This window comes from Paucibacter sp. XJ19-41, from assembly GCF_028462495.1.
GTDB lineage: Bacteria > Pseudomonadota > Gammaproteobacteria > Burkholderiales > Burkholderiaceae_C > Roseateles_E.
Genome location: NZ_JAQOWX010000104.1, coordinates 1 through 20288, shown reverse-complemented (window position 1 = coordinate 20288; position 20288 = coordinate 1). Strand labels below are relative to the sequence as shown.

The following is a 20288-nucleotide window of genomic DNA, read 5'->3' as shown; positions in this document are numbered from 1 at the left end:
GCCAGGCCGGCGTCGGCCCGCGCCCGAGCCGTCCGGAGGCGCCGCGCGAGCGTGCGCCCGAGCGCCCGTCCGAGCGTTTCAACGAGCCGCGCGCCAATGAGCGCCCGGACCGCGACGACGAGGACGGTGACGACTTCATCCCGCGCAATATCAATCCGCTGGAGCAGACCTTCGACCGCCGTTTTGCGACCGGCAGCAAGCGTATTCCGCAGGGCTTCGGTGCCGGTGGCAGCGCCCAGGACCGGGGCGGCAACCGTGGCGGCGGCAACAAGGGCGGCCCGCGCGAGCCCGATCCGATGCAGACCTCGGTCGGCTATATCGGCGGTGATGCCTTTGTGCGCCGTGGCGGCGGCGGTGGTGGTCGCTCCGGCGGTGGTGGTGGTGGCCGCAGCGGCGGGGGCGGCGGTCGCTCCGGCGGCGGTGGTGGCCGCGGCGGCGGCTTTGGTGGCCGCAACCGTTGAGTTCCCGGTGCCGGCCTTCATGAGGCCGGCATCTTCAGGCATTACAATCCAAGGCTTTGCCAAGCCCAAGATTTCAGGAGAATAACCATGGCTATCGAACGTACCCTTTCTATCATCAAGCCCGATGCCGTGGCGAAGAACGTCATCGGCCAGATCTACGCCCGCTTTGAAGGCGCCGGCCTGAAGGTGGTTGCCGCCAAGATGGCGCATCTGTCGCGTGGCGAGGCCGAGGCCTTCTACGCCGTGCACAAGGCACGCCCCTTCTTCAACGACCTGGTGACTTTCATGATCTCCGGCCCGGTGATGATCCAGGCGCTGGAAGGCGAAGGCGCGATCCTGAAGAATCGCGACCTGATGGGCGCCACCGACCCGAAGAAGGCCGAGAAGGGCACGATCCGCGCCGACTTCGCCGACAGCATCGATGCCAACGCCGTGCACGGCTCCGACGCTGCCGAGACGGCCGCTCAAGAGATCGCTTTCTTCTTCCCCGGTCTGAATGTCTACAGCCGTTAAGTCGGCCCAATGCCTCTTGTGCTCTGGCCTTGAGGCTGGATCAAAGAGGGAAACAATGGACACGGCCAACCTGCTCGGTTTGACGAACCTGCTCGGTTTCGATCTGGAGGGTCTGGCCGCGTACTGCGAGCAGCTGGGTGAGAAGCGCTTTCGCGCCACCCAGCTGTTTCGTTGGATCCATCAAAAAGGCGCATCTGACTTCGCTCAGATGTCCGACCTGGCCAAGTCGCTGCGCGACAAGCTGGCCACCCGGGCGCACATCGCTGCGTTGCCGGTGATTTCCGAACATGTCTCGACCGACGGCACGATCAAGTGGCTGTTCGATGTCGGGGCTGGTGATGCGGTCGAAGCGGTGTTCATTCCCGAAGACGACCGCGGCACCCTGTGCATCTCCTCCCAGGCCGGCTGTGCGGTGGGCTGCCGCTTCTGCTCGACCGGTCACCAGGGCTTCAGCCGCAATCTCGACACGGCCGAGATCATCGCCCAGCTCTGGTTTGCCGAGCACAGCCTGCGCAAGCGCCTGAATACCGAAGAGCGCGTCATCTCCAATGTCGTGATGATGGGCATGGGCGAGCCGCTGCAGAACTACAGCGCCCTGGTGCCGGCGCTGAAGATGATGCTGGACGACCATGGCTACGGCCTGTCGCGCCGTCGTGTGACGGTCTCGACCTCGGGCGTCGTGCCTATGATCGACCGGCTGCGCGACGATTGCCCGGTGGCGCTGGCCGTGTCGCTGCACGCGCCGACCGATCCCTTGCGCGACCAGTTGGTGCCGCTGAACAAGAAGTACCCGATTGCCGAGCTGCTGGAAGCCTGCAATCGCTATCTGGACAAGGCGCCGCGCGACTTCATCACCTTCGAGTACTGCATGCTGGACGGCGTCAACGACACGCCGGAGCAGGCGCAGGAGCTGGTGGCGCTGCTGCGCGGTCATGTCTCCTGCAAGATCAATCTGATTCCCTTCAATCCCTTCCCGGCCTCGGGCCTGACGCGCAGCTCGAACGAGCGCGTCAAGGCCTTTGCCGAGGTGCTGATCCAGGCCGGCCTGATCACGACGAGACGCAAGACCCGCGGCGACGATATCGACGCCGCCTGCGGCCAGCTGGCGGGCGAGGTGCAGGACCGCACCCGCGCCCATGTGCGCATGGTGCGGGCGCCGGTCAGCGTGGTCCGCCCGAACCGCCCCGTCTAGCTCTCCCACCAACCTCGACACCCTCAATGAACCAGCTTCTGCAGCTTTCGGTCTTTCGTGTGGCAATGATGGTGCTGTCGCTGGCCCTGCTGGCGGCCTGTGCGGGCGGCCCGCGCGGCCAGACGGCCGAGGTGCGCACCGCCTCGGATCAGACCGATGCCGACCGCCGTGCTGCGGTGCGCATCGAGCTGGCCTACGGCTACTTCTCGCGCGGCCAGTACAGCACCGCACTGGACGAGCTCAAGCAGGCCCTGCAGGCCAAGCCGGACATGCGCGAGGCCCTGAATCTGCGCGGTCTGGTCTATGCGGCGCTGGGCGAGATTCCGCTGGCCGAGGAGAGCTTTGCGCGCGCTCTGAGCCTGAATCCGCGCGACCCCGATACGCTGCACAACTACGGCTGGTTTCTGTGCCAGCAGCGCCGCTGGCCCGAGTCCTATGCCCAGTTCGATCTGGCGCTGGCCCAGCCCCAGTACCGCGGTCCCTCGCGCTCGCTGCTGGCCAAGGGCGTCTGCGAACTGGCCGCCGGTCAGCTGCCGGCCGCCGAGAAGACGCTGGCGCGCGCCTTCGAGATCGACCCGGGCAACCCGGCCATCGCCGTCAATCTGGCCGATGTGCTGTATCGCGGCGGCCAGTTCGAGCGGGCGCGTTTCTATGTGCGCCGCGTCAATGCCCAGCCCGAGCAAAGCAGCGCGCAAAGCCTGTGGCTGGCGCTGCGCATCGAGCGGCGCCTGGGCAACACCGCCTCGGTGGATGAGTTGAGCCAGCAGCTGCGGCGCGGCCATGCGCAGTCGCCCGAGGCGCTGGCCCTGGACCGGGGTCGATTTGATGAGTGAAGGGGAGCGCATGTCTTCGATCCTGAGCGAGGCCGAGGCCCCGCCGCTGGCCGTTCCGAGCCCGCAGAGCGCCGGTGCCTGGCTGCGCGCGGCACGCATGGCCCAGGGCCTGCACATCGCGGCGCTGGCGGCGCAGCTGAAGGTGCCGCAGGCCAAGCTGGAGGCCCTGGAGGCCGACCGCTACCAGGATCTGCCGGACCTGACCTTTGCGCGCGCGCTGGCCAAGGCCATGTGCCGGGTGTTGAAGGTCGATGCGGCGCCGGTGCTGGCGCTGCTGCCGCGCGGCGATGAGGCGGGCCTGGACCGTGTGTCGCGCGGGCTGAACCAGCCCTTCCGCGAGCGCCCCGGGCGCGAGGACACGGTGTCGCTGGACTGGCTCAAGCGCCCGCTGGTGTGGGCGCCGGCCGGCCTCTTGCTGGCCGCGCTGGCGATCTATCTGCTGCCGACCCAGTGGCTGGGTTCGCTGGATGCCGTGGGCGGCAGCGAGGCCGAGCAGGCCGCGATCCAGCCGGCCGAGCCGGCTGCCAGCACGGTGGCCGAGACCCCGCCGCTGCCGCCCGCCGAGCTCGCGCCTTCCGCTGTGGTGCAGCCCGTCGTGGTGCAAGCGGCCCCGCCGGTGGCGAGTGCGGCAGCGCCCGTGGTGGTCCCTGCGAGTGCACCGGTGCTGGCCGTCGGCCAGGTGCCGCTGAGCATCAAGACCTCGGCCGAGTCCTGGGTCGAGGTGGTCGACACCAAGGGTCAGGTCTTGTTTTCCAAGCTGATGCGCCCGGGCGAATCGGCCGCGCTGGCGGCTCAGCCGCCGCTGCGGCTGCGGGTGGGCAATGTCTCGGGCACCGAGATCACGCTGCGCGGTGCGGCCGTCGATCTGGCGGCGCAGGCCAAGGACAATGTCGCGCGACTGGAGTTGAACTGAACATGATTGACACGCAAAGCACGATTGCACAGGCCATCGAGGCGGCCAACCCGGCCGCGCGCCGTTCGCGCCAGGCCACGGTGCGCTGGGGTTCGCGTATCGTGACGGTGGGGGGCGCTGCGCCGGTGCGGGTGCAGTCGATGACCAATACCGACACGGTCGACGCGATCGGCACCGCCATCCAGATCAAGGAGCTGGCGATCGCCGGTTCGGAGATGGTGCGCATCACCGTCAACACGCCCGAGGCCGCCGATGCGGTGCCGGCGATCCGCGATCAGCTCGACCGCATGGGCATCGATGTGCCGCTGATCGGCGACTTCCACTACAACGGCCATCGCCTGCTGACCGAGCACCCGGCGATGGCGCAGGCGCTGTCCAAGTACCGCATCAATCCCGGCAATGTCGGCAAAGGCGACAAGAAGGACCGCCAGTTCGCGATGATGATCGAGGCGGCGGTCAAGTACGACAAGGTCGTGCGCATCGGTGTCAACTGGGGCAGCCTGGACCAGGAGTTGCTGGCCCAGATGATGGACGAGAACGCGCTGCGCGCCGAGCCTTGGGACGCCAAGCAGGTGATGTACCAGGCGCTGGTGCAGTCGGCCCTGAGCTCGGCCGACTATGCGCGCGAGCTGGGCCTGAACCCCGACAACATCATCATCAGCTGCAAGGTCAGCGGTGTGCAGGACCTGATCTCGGTCTATCGCGCGCTGGCCGCGCGCTGCGACTATGCGCTGCACCTGGGCCTGACCGAGGCCGGCATGGGCACCAAGGGCACGGTGGCTTCCAGCGTGGCCTTGGGCATCCTGGCCCAGGAAGGGATTGGCGACACCATCCGCGTCTCGCTGACTCCGCAGCCCGGCGAGTCGCGCACCCAGGAGGTGGTGATCGCCTCCGAGATCCTACAGTCGCTGGGCCTGCGCGCCTTCAATCCCAGCGTCACCGCCTGCCCCGGCTGCGGCCGCACGACCAGCACCACCTTCCAGGAGCTGGCCAAGCAGATCGACGACTTCCTGCGCGCGCAGATGCCTGTCTGGCGCAGCAAGTACCCCGGCGTCGAGAACATGAAGGTGGCCGTGAGGGGCTGCATCGTCAATGGCCCCGGCGAGAGTACGCATGCCGATATCGGCATCAGCCTGCCCGCCACCGGCGAGGCCCCGGCCGCGCCCGTCTTCATCGACGGCGAGAAGGCCCTGACCCTGCGCGGCGAGAACATCGCCACCGAGTTCCACGCGCTGGTCGAGAACTACATCGAGAAGCGCTTCGGCGCCACGGCTTGAATCCATGACTGAGCAGAAGAAGATGCAGCCGCTGCAGGCTGTCAAGGGCATGAATGACATCCTGCCGCCGGATTCGGCGCGCTGGGAGTGGCTGGAGGCGAAGATGCGCAGCGTCTTGCAGCGCTATGGCTATCAGAATGTGCGCACGCCTATCGTCGAGCCGACGGCGCTGTTCGTGCGCGGCATCGGCGAGGTGACCGACATCGTCGAGAAGGAGATGTACGCTTTCGAGGACCGCGCAGATAAGCACGGCCAGGCCGAGCATCTGGCGCTGCGCCCCGAGATGACGGCCGGCGTGGTGCGGGCGATGATCGAGCACAGCTATCTGCGCGACTCCGGCCGGCGCCTGTACTACTTCGGCCCGATGTTCCGCCGCGAGAAACCGCAGAAGGGCCGCTACCGGCAGTTCCACCAGATGGGCGTCGAGGCGCTGGGCTTCAATGGCCCGGATGTCGATGCCGAGGTGATCCTGATGGGCAGCCGCCTGCTGCGCGAGCTGGGCCTGGTCGAGGACGAGCATGTGCGTCTGGAACTGAACTGCCTGGGCTCGCCGGACGAGCGCCGCGCTCACCGCGAGGCCCTGATCGCGCACCTGGAGGCGCACAAGGAACTGCTGGACGAAGACAGCCAGCGCCGCCTCTACACCAACCCGCTGCGCGTGCTGGATACCAAGAACCCGGCGTTGCAGCAGATGGCCAATGCGGCGCCTCGGCTGCTGGACTTCCTCGGCGAAGCCTCGCTGGCGCATTTCAACGGCGTGCGCGCCATCCTCGATGCGGCCGGCGTCAAGTACACGATCAATCCGCGCCTGGTGCGCGGCCTGGACTATTACAACCTGACCGTGTTCGAGTGGATGACCGACAAGCTCGGCTCGCAGGGCACGGTCTGTGGCGGCGGGCGCTACGACGGCCTGATCGAGCAGTTGGGCGGCAAGCCGGCGCCGGCGGTGGGCTTCGGCATGGGTCTGGAGCGCATGCTGCTGTTGCTGGAAGAGGTCGGTGCGCCGGTCGAGGTGCCGCAGCCGGATGCCTATGCCATCGTGCCCTCGGCCGAAGGCCTGCCGCAGGTGATGGTGGCGCTGGAGCAGTTGCGTGCCGCCGGCGTCTCGGTGGTCCTGCATCCGGGCCAGTCCAGCATGAAGTCGCAGTTCAAGAAGGCCGACGCCTCGGGTGCGGCTTTCGCGCTGGTGTTCGGCCCCGACGAGCTGGCCCAAGGCCTGGTGGCGGTCAAGCCGCTGCGCGACGCGGCGGCCGCCCAGTTCACCCGCAGTCTGGCCCAGGTGGCCGACTGGGCCGGTGAACTGCGGCTCAACGCATAATCGCGGCTCATTCCTTCCCCCTCTTACAAGAACACTTTCCCTCATGGCGTCTCATCTCGATCTGGAAGAACAGGAACAGCTGGACCAGCTGAAGGCCTTTTGGAAGCGCTACGGCAACCTGATCACCTGGGGTCTGACCCTGGCGCTGACGGCATTCGCGGGCTGGAATGGCTGGAACTACTGGCAGCGCGAGCAGGCCGTCAAGGCCGCCGCGATGTTCGATGAGCTGGACCGCGGCGTGCAGGCCGGCGATGCCGAGCGCGCCGGGCGCGTCTTGGCCGATATGAAGGAGCGCTTCCCGCGCACCGCCTACACCGCCCAGGCGGCGCTGCTGGCCGCCAAGGTGCAAACCGACAAGGGCCAGCTGGACGCCGCCAAGGCCAGCCTGGCCTGGGCCGCCGAGTCGGCCGGCGAGGGCGAGTACCGCGATATTGCGCGTCTGCGTCTGGCCGGCTTGCAGCTCGATGCCAAGCAGTATGACGAGGCCGCCAAGACCCTGGACGGTGTCAAGTCGGCCGACTTTGCCGCGCTTGTGGCGGATCGCCGTGGCGACCTGGCCGTGCTGCAGGCCAAGCCGGATCAGGCCAAGACCGAATATCTGAAGGCCTATGCCGCGATGGACAAGACCCTGGACTACCGCCGCCTGATCGAGGCCAAGCTGGCCACGCTGGGCGTGACCCCGCCCGATGAGGTGGCCGCTGCCGCATCCGGAGCCGCGAAATGAGGGCCGCCGTCAAACCGCTGAGTGGCCTGCTGCTGGCCGTCGCGCTGAGCGCCTGCTCGGTCTTCAATCCTTCCAACGCACCCAAGCCGGCGCCGCTGGAGGCTGTGGCTTCCGCGGGCGCCGAGCGCGTGGTCTGGAGCCTCAAGCAGGACGGTCTGCAGTTCCCGCTGTCGATCGCGACCGCCGGCCAGCAGTTCATCGTCGCCAGCTCGGACGGCGTCGTGCAGTCGCTGCAGGCCGACAGCGGCGCGCTGCTGTGGCGCGGCGAGTCCGGTGCCAAGCTCAATGCCGGCGTCGGCAGCGACGGGCGCTTTGCCGCCGTCGTGACCCGCAACAACGAGCTGGTGGTGCTGGACGCCGGCCAGCCGGTCTGGCGCAAGACGCTGACCTCGACGGTGCGCGCCGCGCCGCTGGTGGCCGGCGAGCGCGTGTTCGTGCTGACCGTGGATCGTCAGGTGCTGGCCTTCGATGCGCTGGACGGCCGCCGCCTGTGGGATCTGCGCCGCCCCGGCGATCCGCTGACCCTGCTGCAACCCGGCGTGATCGCGGCCTACAAGGACACGCTGGTGGTCGGGCAGGGCGCCCGTCTGGCCGGCGTCGATCCGCTGCGTGGCACTTTGCGCTGGGAGGCCAGCGTGGCCAACCCGCGCGGCACCAACGAGGTCGAGCGTCTGGCCGATCTGGTCGGGCCGCTGCTGCGCCAGGGCGAGATCCTGTGCGCCCGCGCCTTCCAGTCGGCGGTGGGCTGCGTCAACGCCGAGCGCGGCAGCGCGCTGTGGAGCCGCAATACCGGCGGCACCCAGGGTGTCGGCGGTGATGCGCAATTTGTCTTCGGTGCCGATGGTTCGGACCGTCTGACCGCCTGGAAGATCGCCAACGGCGATGTGGCCTGGACGGCCGAGCAGTTCCTGAACCGCAAGCTCAGCGCGCCGCTGAGCATTGGCAGCAGCCTGCTGATCGGCGATTTCGAAGGCTATGTGCACATCATCGCGCGCGATACCGGCAAGACCCGCGCGCGTCTGGCCACCGATGGTTCGCCCATCGTGGCCGCGCCGGTGGCCCTGGGTGGCACCGTGCTGGTCGCCACCCGCAATGGCGGTTTGTTTGCGATCAAGCCTGAATAAGGCCGAGCAAGCGCGCCGCTCAACGTCAGAGAAAAGAACAAGAAGATCATGAAACCCGTCATCGCCCTGGTCGGCCGCCCCAATGTGGGCAAGTCCACGCTGTTCAACCGCATGACCAAGAGTCGTGACGCCATCGTGGCCGACTTTGCCGGGCTGACCCGCGACCGCCATTATGGCGATGGCCGCCTGGGCGCGCGCGACTTCATCGTCATCGACACCGGAGGCTTCGAGCCCGACAGCACGACCGGCATCGTCAAGGAGATGGCCAAGCAGACCCGCCAGGCGGTGGCCGAGGCCGATGCGGTGGTTTTCGTTGTCGATGTGCGCACCGGCCTGTCGGGCCAGGATCAGGACATCGCGCGCTATCTGCGCCAGGCCAACAAGCGCATCTTCCTGGCCGTCAACAAGGCCGAGGGCATGAGCGAGTCGCCGCTGCTGGCCGAGTTCCATGAGCTGGGCATGGGCGAGCCGCATCCGATTTCGGCGGCCCATGGCCAGGGCATCCGCAGCCTGCTGGAGGCGGTGCTGGAGCCCTTCGAGTTCGAGGAGGACGAGGAGGCCGGGCCGGAAGAAGATGGCGTGATCCGCCTGGCCGTGGCTGGCCGCCCGAACGTGGGCAAGAGCACGCTGATCAACACCTGGCTGGGCGAGGAACGCCTGGTGGCCTACGACATGCCCGGCACCACGCGCGATGCGATCTCGGTCGACTTCGAGCGCAACGGCCAGAAGTTCCAGCTGATCGACACCGCCGGCCTGCGCCGCAAGGGCAAGGTGTTCGAGGCGATCGAGAAGTTCTCGGTGGTCAAGACCCTGCAGGCGATTGCCGATGCCAATGTCGTGCTGCTACTGCTGGACGCGACCCAGGGCGTGTCCGACCAGGACGCCCATATCGCCGGCTACATCCTCGACAGCGGACGCGCCGTGGTGCTGGCCGTCAACAAATGGGATGCGATCGACAGCTACCAGCGCGAGCAGCTGCAGCGCTCGATCGAGCAGCGCCTGGCCTTTCTGACGTTCGCGCCCATCCACAATCGCTCGGCGCTCAAGCGACCGGGCCTGGGCCCGCTGTGGACCGCGATGGCCGACGCCTACGCATCGGCCTTCACGAAGATGACCACGCCGGTGCTGACCCGCCTGATCCAGGAAGCGGTCGAGCACCAGACGCCCAAGCGCAGCGGCCATTTCCGGCCCAAGCTGCGCTACGCCCACCAGGGCGGCATGAATCCGCCCATCGTGATCGTCCACGGCAATTCGCTGGAGGGCATCACCGAGGTCTACAAGCGCTATCTGGAGGGGCGCATCCGCGCCCATTACAAGCTGACCGGTACGCCGCTGCGCATCGAGATGCGCTCGTCAAAGAATCCGTTCGCCGATAAAGAATAAAGACGATTCCGGCATTCGGGGCAACCCTGCTTTCCCTGTGTTAAGGTGGAAGCCTTCCAACCCAACTCCCCTTCCAACACGGAGCATATCGTGAGCAACAAAGGCCAACTCTTGCAAGATCCCTTCCTGAATCTGCTGCGCAAAGAGCATGTGCCGGTGTCCATTTACCTGGTCAACGGCATCAAATTGCAAGGGCATATCGAGTCCTTCGACCAGTACGTGGTCTTGCTGCGCAATACCGTGACGCAGATGGTTTACAAGCATGCCATTTCCACCGTGGTGCCCGGTCGCGCGGTGAATTTCCACGCTGCCGACGGCGGCGCCGGCGAAGCCACTTGAACGCGCGGGGCAGCAGCCCCATCGCAAAACCTTGAGTTCCTCCCCATCCTCCACGCTCGCGTCGCCGCCCTCTGAGGCGGCGCGCGCCATTCTCGTCGGCGTCGATTTCGGCCGTTCCTCGAGCTACGCATCGACTTTCGATCCCACCCTGGACGAACTGGCCTTGCTGGCCGAATCGGCCGGCGACACACCGGTGGCCAAGGTGATCGCGCGCCGCCAGGCGCCCGATGCGGCGCTGTTCGTCGGCTCCGGCAAGGCCGACGAGATCAAGCTGCTGGTGCAGGCGCACCAGGCACACACGGTCCTGTTCGACCAGGCGATCTCGCCGGCCCAGCAGCGCAATCTGGAGCGCGTGCTCGGCGTGCCGGTGGCCGATCGCACCGCGCTGATTCTCGAAATCTTCGCGGCCCGGGCGCAAAGCCATGAGGGCAAGCTGCAGGTCGAGCTGGCGCGGCTGCAATACCTGGCCACGCGCCTGGTGCGGCGCTGGAGCCACCTGGAGCGCCAGAGCGGCGGCATCGGCATGCGCGGCGGCCCCGGCGAAGCCCAGATCGAGCTGGACCGCCGCATGATCGACGACCGCATCAAGGTCACCAAGGAGCGGCTCAAGAAGGTGCAGCGCCAGCGCACGACCCAGCGCCGTGCGCGCGAGCGCAACAGCGTGTTCCGCGTCTCGCTGGTCGGCTACACCAATGCCGGCAAGTCCACGCTGTTCAATGCGCTGGTGAAGGCGCGTGCCTATGCGGCCAACCAGCTGTTCGCGACCCTGGACACCACCACCCGCTCGCTGTACCTGGAGGCGGCCGGCGCCAGTGTCTCGCTGTCCGACACAGTGGGTTTCATCCGTGATCTGCCGCACAAGCTGGTCGAGGCCTTCAAGGCCACCTTGCAGGAGGCGGCCGAGGCCGATCTGCTGCTGCATGTGGTGGATGCCGCCAGCGCGACGCTGGACGAGCAGATGGTCGAGGTCGAGCGGGTGCTCGACGAGATCGGCGCTGCCGACATCCCGCAGATCCTGGTCTACAACAAGCAGGACATGCTGGACGAGAATCAGCGGCCGCGCGCGGCGCTGGATTGGATCGAGCGTCCGGGCGGCCTGCGGGTGCCGCGCGTGTTTGTCAGCGCGCTGACCGGCCAGGGCCTGGATGTGCTGCGGGCCCAGATCGTTGCGGCCATGGGCATCGTGCCGGCCGCAGACTTGAATGCGCAAGAGCTGACCCCATCTGAAGCAGGCGAAAGTGCGGAAAATGCCGCCACCGCCCTACAACACCAATGACAGGCAAGAGCATGAATACCTTTGAGCCCGTGAGCGCCGCCCAGCCTGGGCAGCGACTCAGCGCCCTGGCGGCAGCCACGCGAGCCCTGATCGGCGGTCTGCTGCGCCGTGACTGGCGCGAGGGCCGCCATCTGAGCAATGGCCGCAACGATGGCCCGCCGGACCTGGACGAGCTCTGGCGCGACTTCAATCGCAAGCTCAGCGGCATGTTCGGCGGCAAGGGCGGCGGCAACAACACCCCCCCCAGCGGCGGCGGTGGCAATGGCGTCCAGCCCGTTATGAAGAGCGCCGGCATCGGTGTCGGCCTGATCGCCGGCGTCGTCGCGCTGGGCTGGCTGGGTAGCGGCTTCTACATCGTGCAGGAAGGTCAGCAGGCGGTCGTGACTTCCTTCGGCAAGTACAGCAAGACGGTCGATGCCGGCTTCAACTGGCGCCTGCCTTATCCCTTTCAGGCCAATGAAATCGTCTCGGTGACCCAGCTGCGCTCGGTCGAGGTGGGCCGCAATGCGGTGGCCCAGGCCACCGGCCTGCGCGACTCCTCGATGCTGACTCTGGATGAAAACATCGTCGACATCCGCTTCACCGTGCAGTACCGGCTGAAGGATTCGCGCGAGTACCTGTTCGAGAACCGTGGCCCCGACGAGGCGGTGATCCAGGCGGCCGAGTCGGCCGTGCGCGAAATTGTCGGCAAGAGCAAGATGGACTCGGTGCTCTACGAGCAGCGCGATGCGATCGCGGCCGAACTGGCCAAGTCGGTGCAGAACCAGCTGGACCGGCTCAAGGCCGGCATCCTGGTGGCCAATGTCAATGTCCAGAATGTGCAGGCGCCCGAGCAGGTGCAGGCCGCGTTCGACGATGCCTTCAAGGCCGGCGCCGACCGCGAGCGCCTGAAGAACGAAGGCCAGGCCTATGCCAACGACGTGATCCCCAAGGCCCAGGGTACCGCCGCGCGGCTGCGCGAGGAGGCCGAGGGCTACAAGTCGCGCGTGGTGGCGCAGGCCGAGGGTGATGCACAGCGCTTCAAGAGCGTGCTGACCGAATACCAGAAGGCGCCGGCGGTGACCCGCGACCGCCTCTACATCGACACGATGCAGCAGGTCTACTCCAATGTCAGCAAGGTGATGGTGGACAGCCGCAATGGCTCCAACCTGCTTTATCTGCCGCTGGACAAGCTGATCCAGCAGGCCGGCGGCACCGTGACCGCCTCGGTGCCGACGCCGGCCGCCGTGCCCGACAGCACGACGCCGAGCGGCAATGCCGATGTGCGTTCGCGCGACGGTCTGCGCAGCCGTGACCGTGACGGTCGTTGAGGCAAGGAAGACAACACTATGAATCGCATTGCCTCCATTGTTGCCGGCGCCCTGATCGCCTTCATGCTGGCCAGCTCGACCCTGTTCATCGTTGACCAGCGCCAGTTCGCCGTGGTCTATGCGCTGGGTGAGATCAAGGAAGTGGTCACCGAGCCGGGCCTGAAGTTCAAGATGCCGCCGCCGTTCCAGAACGTGGTGTTCCTGGATCGCCGCATCCAGACCCTGGACAGCCCCGATTCGCGCGCCATCTTCACGGCCGAGAAGAAAAGCCTGGTGATCGACTGGCTGGTCAAGTGGCGGGTTTCCGAGCCGCGCCAGTTCATCCGCAACAGCGGCACCGACATGCGCAATGTCGAGACCCGGCTGAGCCCCATCGTGCAGGCCGCCTTCAACGAGGAAGTGACCAAGCGCACCGTGCTGGCCGTGCTGGCCACCGAGCGCGAGAAGGTCATGACCGATGTGCTCAAGCGCCTGGAGGATGAGGCCAAGCAGTTCGGTATCGAGGTGGTGGACGTGCGCATCAAGCGCGTCGACTTCGCCGCCAACATCACCGACTCGGTCTACCGCCGCATGGAGTCCGAGCGCAAGCGCGTCGCCAACGAGCTGCGCTCGACCGGCGGCGCCGACGGCGAGAAGATCCGCGCCGACGCTGATCGTCAGCGTGAGGTCATCGTGGCCGAGGCCTACCGCGATGCGCAGAAGATCAAGGGTGAGGGCGACGCCAAGGCCTCGGCCCTGTATGCCGAAGCCTTTGGCCGCGATCCGCAGTTTGCCCAGTTCTATCGCTCGCTGGAGGCCTATCGCTCCAGCTTCCGCAACAAGTCGGATGTGATGGTGGTCGACCCCAGCAGCGACTTCTTCAAGGCCATGCGCGGTGGTGGCCCTGCGGCGCCCGCCAAGAGCGGCAAATAAGCCGGGCTCATGGGCGACGCCTTGCTGGGCGCGCTGGCCCTGATGCTGGTGATCGAAGGGCTGCTGCCCTTCATCAACCCTGGCGCCTGGCGGCAGGTGTTCGCCCGCATGCTGGCGATGAGCGACGGGCAGATCCGCTTCGTCGGTCTGTCCAGCATCATCGCCGGCCTGCTGCTGCTCTACGCCTTCTGGGGCTGATCCGCTGCCGCGCTCGGGCTTTCGCCGGGCGGTCGCACGGGACCGGTACAATGCCGTTTTTAACCGCCCCCTGAACTCCATGTCCTCTGCTTGGCTGCTGCCCGAGCACATCGCCGACGTGCTGCCTTCCCAGGCGCGCCGCATCGAAGAGTTGCGCCGCGAGTTGCTGGATATGGCGCGTACCTACGGCTGTGAGCTGGTGATGCCTCCCTTGCTGGAGCATCTGGATTCGCTCTTGTCCGGCACCGGCCGCGAGCTCGATCTGAAGACCTTCAAGCTGGTCGATCAGCTCTCCGGTCGCAGCCTCGGTGTACGCGCCGACACCACCCCCCAGGTGGCCCGCATCGATGCCCATCTGCTGAACCGCGCCGGCGTGACCCGCTTGTGCTACTGCGGCCCGGTGCTGCATACCCGGCCGGCCGGCCTGCACGCAACACGCGAGCCGCTGCAGTTTGGCATCGAGATCTATGGCCATGCCGGCCTGGAGGCCGACCTGGAGGTGCAGGAGCTGGCGCTGGATGCCTTGCAGCGCGCCGGCGTGCGCGATATCGCGATCGATCTGGGCGATGCACGTCTGGTTCAGGGCCTGCTCGGTGAGGTGCAGCCGGCACCGGCGGTGCTGAACGACATCGTCGCGGCGCTGGCGGCCAAGGACGCGGCCGCGCTGTGCCTGCTGACGCGCGAGCTGCCGGCCGCGGCCGGGGAGGGCCTGCAAGCCCTGCTGTCGCTGTATGGTGGCATCGAGGTGCTGGCGCAGGCGCGCGAGCGCCTGCCCAGGACGCCGGCCGTCACGGCGGCGCTGGACGATCTGCAATGGCTGGCCACGCATCTGCAGCAGACCCATCCCGAGGTCAGCCTCGGCTTCGATCTGGCCGATCTGAGCGGCTATGCCTACTACAGCGGCGTGCGCTTCGCGCTCTATGCCGCCGGCTCCAGCGACGCGGTGCTGCGCGGCGGGCGCTATGACGAGGTCGGTGCGGTGTTCGGCCGGCGCCGTCCGGCCGTCGGCTTCAGCCTGGATCTGAAGGTGCTGGTGGCGCTGAGCCCGGCCAGTGCGCTGCGTGCGGCGGTGCGGGCGCCCTGGGGCGAGGACGCGAGTCTGCGCGCGGCGGTCCGCCGGCTGCGCGAGCTGGGCGAGACGGTGGTGTGCATGCTGCCTGGGCATGAGCACGAAGGCGACGAATTCGACTGCGACCGCGAACTGGTGCGCGTCGACTCTCAGTGGGTGGTGCGCGCGCTCTGAGCCGCGTGTCGCCGAAACAAACTTAGCGAGCGGGTTTTTTATGACGAACAGCGAAATAGCGCGCGGCCGTAATGTGGTCGTTGTGGGCACCCAGTGGGGTGACGAAGGCAAGGGCAAGGTGGTCGACTGGATGACCCCGCACGCCCAGGGCGTGGTGCGCTTCCAGGGCGGCCACAACGCCGGCCATACCTTGGTGATCAAGGGCGTGAAGACCGCGCTGCAGCTGATCCCCTCGGGCATCATGCGCGACGGCGTGGCCTGCTATATCGGCAACGGCGTGGTGCTGGACCCGACCCATCTGCTGGGCGAGATCGAGCGCCTGGAGAAGGCCGGCGTCGAGGTGCGTTCGCGCCTCTACATCTCCGAGTCCTGCCCGCTGATCCTGCCTTTCCATGTCGAGGTCGACAAGGCCCGCGAGGCGCTGCGCGAGAGCAGCGGCAGCGGCAAGATCGGCACCACCGGCAAGGGCATCGGCCCGGCCTATGAGGACAAGGTCGCACGCCGCGCGCTGCGCGTGCAGGACCTGAAGCATCCCGAGCGTTTCGCGAAGAAGCTCAAGGAGCTGCTGGATCTGCACAACTTTGCGCTGACCGGCTACCTGAAGGGCACGGCGCTGGAGTTCCAGCCGATCTATGACCAGGCCATGAAGATGGCCGAGGTGCTCAAGCCCATGATGGCCGACGTGGGTTATCTGATCCACAAGGCCCACCAGGCCGGCGCCAACATCCTGTTTGAAGGCGCGCAGGGCACGCTGCTGGACATCGATCACGGCACCTATCCCTATGTGACCTCGAGCAACTGCGTGGCCGGCAATGCCGCCGCTGGCGCCGGCGTCGGGCCGCAGATGCTGCACTATATGCTGGGCATCACCAAGGCCTACACGACGCGCGTCGGCTCGGGTCCGTTCCCGACCGAGCTGGAGTGGGAGAAGGAAGGCACGGTCGGCTATCACCTGGCCACCGTCGGCCAGGAGCGCGGCACCGTGACCGGCCGCGCCCGTCGCTGCGGCTGGCTCGATGCCGCCGCGCTGAAGCGCTCCATCATCATCAACGGCATCAGCGGCCTGTGCATGACCAAGCTGGACGTGCTGGACGGCCTGGCCGAGGTCAAGATGTGCATCGGCTACGAGCTCAACGGCCAGATGATCGACATCCTGCCGCTGGACGCCGACGACATCCTGGCCTGCAAGCCGGTGTTCGAGACCTTCCCGGGCTGGACCGAGACGACTTTCGGCATGACCGACTGGGATGCGCTGCCGCTGAATGCGCGCCGCTATCTGGAGCGCGTGCAGGAAGTCATCGGCGCGCCGATCGCGATGGTCTCGACCGGCCCCGACCGCGACCACACCATCGTGCTGCGCCATCCCTACCAGGCCTGAGCCTGAGACGACCTGACCCCCACAGGAGAAAAAACCCATGTTGACCGACGACGGCAAGCATTTGTACGTGTCCTGGGACGAATACCACATGCTGATCGAGCGCCTGGCGCTGAAGGTCCATGCGTCCGGCTGGGAGTTCGACCAGATCCTGTGCCTGGCCCGTGGCGGCATGCGCCCCGGCGATGTGCTGTCGCGCGTCTTCGACAAGCCGCTGGGCATCATGTCGACCAGCTCCTACCGTGCCGAAGCCGGCACGATCCAGGGGCGGCTGGACATCGCCAAGTACATCACAATGCCCAAGGGCGAGCTGGCCGGCCGCGTGCTGCTGGTCGATGATCTGGCCGACTCGGGCGTGACCCTGCGCGCCGTGGTCGAGCGCCTGCGCGGCATGCCCTCGATCAGCGAGCTGCGCTCGGCGGTGATCTGGACCAAGGGTGTGTCCAGCTACACGCCGGACTACTATGTCGAGATGCTGGAGACCAGTCCCTGGATCCACCAGCCTTTCGAGGAGTACGACGATTTGCGGCCGGACGCGCTGGCCAAGAAATTCGCCGTCTGAGACTCTGGGCCCGACGATACCGATGACAGCCAAGCCGACCTCGCAAGCATGCCGGGTCGGCTTTGTTGTATCTGCGCGCCGCTGCGCCGTGCTCGGTGGCTCGGGCTCGTTCGGAAATGAAAAAGGCCAGCACAATGTGCTGGCCTTTTATGTTTGGTGCCCAGGAGAGGACTCGAACCTCCACGGAGTTACCCGCTAGTACCTGAAACTAGTGCGTCTACCAATTCCGCCACCTGGGCTTTCAGGAAAGCAAGGATTCTATCATCAAAAATATCAAGTCCTCAAGCGCCACGCAGAGTGCGGGCGCAACGAATGCGGCGCTGCTCAGCGAGGTCGAAGGCACGGTGCAAGGCCACCGCGACGGGCACGGCTTTCTGCTGCCCGATGACGGTCCACCGGATATCTATCTGTCCTCTCAGGAGATGCATGCGGTGATGCATGGTGACCGCTTGCGCGTGCGCATCGTGCGCATGGACAAGCGCGGCCGGCCCGAGGGTCGGGTGCTCGAGATCCTGGAGCGCAAGAAGCGGCCCATCATCGGCCGCTTGCTGCTGGAGTCGGGCATCTGGATCGTGGCGCCGGAAGACCGGCGCATGGGCCAGGACATCCTGATCCCGAAGAACGGCATCGCCAATGCGGTGGCCGGCCAGGTGGTCGCGGTCGAGCTGACCGAGCCGCCGTCGCTGTATTCGCAGCCGGTCGGTCGTGTGGTCGAAGTGCTGGGCGAGATCGACGATCCCGGCATGGAGATCGAGATCGCGGTGCGCAAATACGATGTGCCGCATGCCTTCAGCGCCGAAACCCTGGCGCAGGCCGCCAAGCTGCCCGACCGGCTGCGTGCGGTGGATCTGAAGCAGCGCGTCGATCTGCGCGATGTGCCGCTGGTGACCATTGACGGCGAGGACGCGCGTGACTTCGATGATGCCGTTTACTGCGAGCCGCACAAGCAGGGCCGTGGCAAGAACGCCTTCAGCGGCTGGCGCCTGCTGGTCGCGATCGCCGACGTCAGCCATTACGTCAAGCCCGGCGAGCCGCTGGACCACGATGCCTACGAGCGCGCCACCTCGGTCTACTTCCCGCGCCGCGTGATCCCGATGCTGCCGGAGAAGATCTCCAACGGCCTGTGCTCGCTGGTGCCTTATGAGGACCGCCTGTCCATGGTCTGTGACATGCTGGTCACGCAGGAGGGCGTCACCCACGCATACCAGTTCTACCCGGCGGTGATCCGTTCGCATGCGCGTTTCACCTACACCGAGGTGGCCTCGGTGCTGGCCAATACCCATGGTCCGGAAGCCGCCAAGCGCAAGGAGCTGGTGCCGCATCTGCTGCATCTGCACGAGGTCTATCGGGCCTTGCTGGCGGATCGCAAGAAGCGGGGTGCGGTGGATTTCGAGACCACCGAGACGCAGATCATCTGCGACGACAACGGCCGCATCGAGAAGATCGTGCCGCGCACCCGCAACGAGGCCCATCGTCTGATCGAGGAGGCCATGCTGGCCGCCAATGTCTGCGCGGCCGACTTCATCGCCGGCGCCAAGCACCACTCGCTGTTCCGCGTCCACGAAGGTCCGACGCCGGAGAAGCGCATTGCCTTGCAGGCCTATCTGCGCGCGCTGGGCATCGGTCTGGGCATCAGCGACGACCCCAAGCCCGCCGAGTACCAGGCCGTCGCCGCAGCGACCAAGGATAGGCCCGACGCCCAGCAGATCCACAGCATGCTGCTGCGCTCGATGCAGCAGGCCGTCTACACCTCGGCCAATGCTGGCCATTTCGGCCTGGCCTACCAGGCCTATACCCATTTCACCAGCCCGATCCGGCGCTACCCCGATCTGCTGGTGCACCGGGTCATCAAGGCCATGCTGGGCGGCAAGCGCTATCTGCTCGATGCGGCCAAGATGAATGTGCCGATGCCGGCCCAGCGCCCCGGCCGCGCCAAGCCGGTCAACCCGGCCACGGTCAGCAATGATCTGGAGCGCTGGGAGGTTGTCGGTGCACATTGCAGTGCCAACGAGCGTCGCGCCGACGAGGCTTCGCGTGACGTCGAGGCCTGGCTCAAGTGCCGCTATATGCGCGAGCATCTGGGCGAGGAGTTCAGCGGCACCGTCAACGCGGTAACCAGCTTCGGTCTGTTTGTGCAGCTCGATGCTCTCTATGTCGAGGGCCTGATCCACATTACCGAGCTGGGCGGCGAGTACTACCGCTTCGACGAGGTGCGCCAGGAGCTGCGCGGCGAGCGCACCGGTATCCGCTATGCGACCGGCGCTAAGGTGCGGGTGCAGGTCAGCCGGGTCGACCTGGACGGCCGCAAGATCGACTTCCGCCTGGTGCAGGACACGGACGAGGCTCGCCTGGTGGCACGGGCGCTGCGCGACAAGGGGGCCAGCGACCGGGCCGCAGCGCTCGCGCCCGAATCGGCCAGCGAGGCGCTGGAACAGGTGCGTCGCCAGGATCGTGAGCTCAAAGCCGAGCTTAGGGCAGGGCGCAAGGCGGGCGGTAAGAGCGGAGGCAAGGGCGCCAAGTCGCTGGCTCATCCGGTCAAGGCGGCGCGCAAGACAGCGCGGGCCGGCAGTGCCAAGAGTGCCGAGACGCGCAAGCGCCGCTGAGCGGCCTCAGTCGCTGGCGTGCAGCGCGTGCATGCCCTCGATCAGATCGGCGGCCCGCAGCGGGCCGCTTTTCTGTGCATCGCCCGCCAGCCCGTGCCAGCAGGCGGCGGCGCAGGCGAGGGTGTGGGTGGCGGCCGGGTCGTCGCCGCGATACTGTGCCCACAGGCCGCCCAGCCAGCCGGCCAGCACATCGCCGGTGCCGGCCGTCGCCAGCGCGGCACTGCCGCTGCTGTTGATGGCCGGCATTTGATGCGGGCTGGCGATCACCGTGCCCGAGCCCTTCAGCAACACGGTGCAGCCGAATTCCAGGCTCAGCGCCTGCGCGGCGCCGAGCCGGTCGGCTTGCACCTGGGCGGTATCCGATTGCAGCAGTCGCGCTGCCTCCAGCGGGTGTGGGGTCAGCAGGCTGGGGTGAGCCAGGGTCTGGCGCGCACGCAGCAACTGGCGCAGATGGGTGTCGGCGGCAATGGCATTGAGCGCGTCGGCATCCAGCACCAGGCGGCGTGCGTGCCGCAGCAGATCGGGCAAGGGGGCCGCGATCGCCGCGCCGCCGCCACAGCCCGCCACCACGATATGGCGCTGCCAGCTGTCCGGAAACTGCAGCAGTGATTCCGACCAGCTCATCAGCTCGGGCCGATCCTGCGGCGCAGCGATACCGGCCTCGGCCTGCAGCAGGCAGGCGTAGACGCGGCCGGCGCCCGCCGCCAGGGCCGCGCGCGCTGCCAGCCAGGC

Annotated in this window: 19 protein-coding genes, 1 tRNA gene and 1 pseudogene; 19 read left to right on the top strand and 2 right to left on the bottom strand. The window is 67.1% G+C overall.

Annotation, left to right across the window (positions count from 1 at the left end; all coding sequences use genetic code 11):
- From PO768_RS22010 to PO768_RS21925, 18 genes and pseudogenes are all read left to right on the top strand, one after another.
- A pseudogene (locus PO768_RS22010) lies at window positions 1-461 on the top strand (hypothetical protein); the annotation flags it as partial.
- An 87-nt stretch (window positions 462-548) separates the two neighbouring features.
- Window positions 549-974, top strand: a complete 426-nt coding sequence (gene ndk, locus PO768_RS22005; RefSeq protein WP_272647760.1) for a nucleoside-diphosphate kinase — start codon at window positions 549-551, stop codon at window positions 972-974.
- A 55-nt stretch (window positions 975-1029) separates the two neighbouring features.
- Window positions 1030-2166, top strand: a complete 1137-nt coding sequence (rlmN, locus tag PO768_RS22000) for a 23S rRNA (adenine(2503)-C(2))-methyltransferase RlmN (protein WP_442953282.1) — start codon at window positions 1030-1032, stop codon at window positions 2164-2166.
- 26 nt (window positions 2167-2192) lie between these two features.
- Window positions 2193-2999, top strand: coding sequence for a type IV pilus biogenesis/stability protein PilW (pilW, locus tag PO768_RS21995; protein WP_272647759.1), 807 nt, complete (start codon window positions 2193-2195; stop codon window positions 2997-2999).
- Window positions 3000-3009: 10 nt separating this feature from the next.
- Entirely contained in the window at window positions 3010-3912 is a 903-nt protein-coding gene (locus PO768_RS21990) for a helix-turn-helix domain-containing protein (protein ID WP_272647758.1), read from the top strand.
- 2 nt (window positions 3913-3914) lie between these two features.
- A complete protein-coding gene (gene ispG, locus PO768_RS21985) occupies window positions 3915-5189 on the top strand; it encodes a flavodoxin-dependent (E)-4-hydroxy-3-methylbut-2-enyl-diphosphate synthase (protein WP_272647757.1) in 1275 nt (424 codons plus the stop codon).
- 4 nt (window positions 5190-5193) lie between these two features.
- A complete protein-coding gene (gene hisS / locus PO768_RS21980; protein ID WP_272647756.1) occupies window positions 5194-6507 on the top strand; it encodes a histidine--tRNA ligase in 1314 nt (437 codons plus the stop codon).
- Between the two features lie 43 nt (window positions 6508-6550).
- Window positions 6551-7231 (top strand): YfgM family protein, encoded by a 681-nt coding sequence (locus tag PO768_RS21975; protein ID WP_272647755.1) that lies wholly within the window; start codon window positions 6551-6553, stop codon window positions 7229-7231.
- Window positions 7228-8355 carry an outer membrane protein assembly factor BamB gene (gene bamB, locus PO768_RS21970; protein WP_272647754.1) on the top strand — a complete coding sequence of 376 codons (1128 nt, stop codon included), beginning with the start codon at window positions 7228-7230 and terminating at the stop codon, window positions 8353-8355. Before PO768_RS21975 ends, bamB begins: the two co-directional genes overlap by 4 nt.
- Before the next feature lie 48 nt (window positions 8356-8403).
- A complete protein-coding gene (der, locus tag PO768_RS21965) occupies window positions 8404-9738 on the top strand; it encodes a ribosome biogenesis GTPase Der (protein WP_272647753.1) in 1335 nt (444 codons plus the stop codon).
- A 90-nt stretch (window positions 9739-9828) separates the two neighbouring features.
- On the top strand, window positions 9829-10077 hold the full coding sequence (hfq, locus tag PO768_RS21960) for an RNA chaperone Hfq (RefSeq protein WP_137941753.1): 249 nt from the start codon (window positions 9829-9831) through the stop codon (window positions 10075-10077).
- Window positions 10078-10108: 31 nt separating this feature from the next.
- Window positions 10109-11353, top strand: a complete 1245-nt coding sequence (gene hflX, locus PO768_RS21955; protein ID WP_442953281.1) for a GTPase HflX — start codon at window positions 10109-10111, stop codon at window positions 11351-11353.
- A gap of 11 nt (window positions 11354-11364) precedes the next feature.
- A complete protein-coding gene (hflK, locus tag PO768_RS21950) occupies window positions 11365-12663 on the top strand; it encodes an FtsH protease activity modulator HflK (RefSeq protein WP_272647752.1) in 1299 nt (432 codons plus the stop codon).
- A gap of 18 nt (window positions 12664-12681) precedes the next feature.
- On the top strand, window positions 12682-13575 hold the full coding sequence (gene hflC / locus PO768_RS21945) for a protease modulator HflC (protein WP_137941756.1): 894 nt from the start codon (window positions 12682-12684) through the stop codon (window positions 13573-13575).
- Between the two features lie 9 nt (window positions 13576-13584).
- Window positions 13585-13773: a DUF2065 domain-containing protein gene (locus tag PO768_RS21940; protein ID WP_269840560.1), complete on the top strand. Its 189-nt coding sequence runs from the start codon at window positions 13585-13587 to the stop codon at window positions 13771-13773.
- A 79-nt stretch (window positions 13774-13852) separates the two neighbouring features.
- Window positions 13853-15016, top strand: coding sequence for an ATP phosphoribosyltransferase regulatory subunit (locus PO768_RS21935; RefSeq protein ID WP_272647751.1), 1164 nt, complete (start codon window positions 13853-13855; stop codon window positions 15014-15016).
- 40 nt (window positions 15017-15056) lie between these two features.
- Window positions 15057-16394, top strand: a complete 1338-nt coding sequence (locus PO768_RS21930) for an adenylosuccinate synthase (protein ID WP_272647750.1) — start codon at window positions 15057-15059, stop codon at window positions 16392-16394.
- Window positions 16395-16431: 37 nt separating this feature from the next.
- Window positions 16432-16953 carry a phosphoribosyltransferase gene (locus tag PO768_RS21925; protein WP_137941760.1) on the top strand — a complete coding sequence of 174 codons (522 nt, stop codon included), beginning with the start codon at window positions 16432-16434 and terminating at the stop codon, window positions 16951-16953.
- A 154-nt stretch (window positions 16954-17107) separates the two neighbouring features.
- On the opposite strand, the gene PO768_RS21920 is transcribed toward PO768_RS21925, so the two are convergent.
- Window positions 17108-17192: transfer RNA gene (locus PO768_RS21920), tRNA-Leu, on the bottom strand.
- Window positions 17193-17297: 105 nt separating this feature from the next.
- On the opposite strand from PO768_RS21920, the gene rnr reads away from it, so the two are divergent.
- Window positions 17298-19556 carry a ribonuclease R gene (rnr, locus tag PO768_RS21915; protein WP_442953280.1) on the top strand — a complete coding sequence of 753 codons (2259 nt, stop codon included), beginning with the start codon at window positions 17298-17300 and terminating at the stop codon, window positions 19554-19556.
- Window positions 19557-19562: 6 nt separating this feature from the next.
- Here the strand turns inward: rnr and PO768_RS21910 are convergent.
- Window positions 19563-20288: ADP-dependent NAD(P)H-hydrate dehydratase (locus tag PO768_RS21910; protein WP_272647749.1), on the bottom strand; the 726-nt coding region annotated here is incomplete at its 5' end.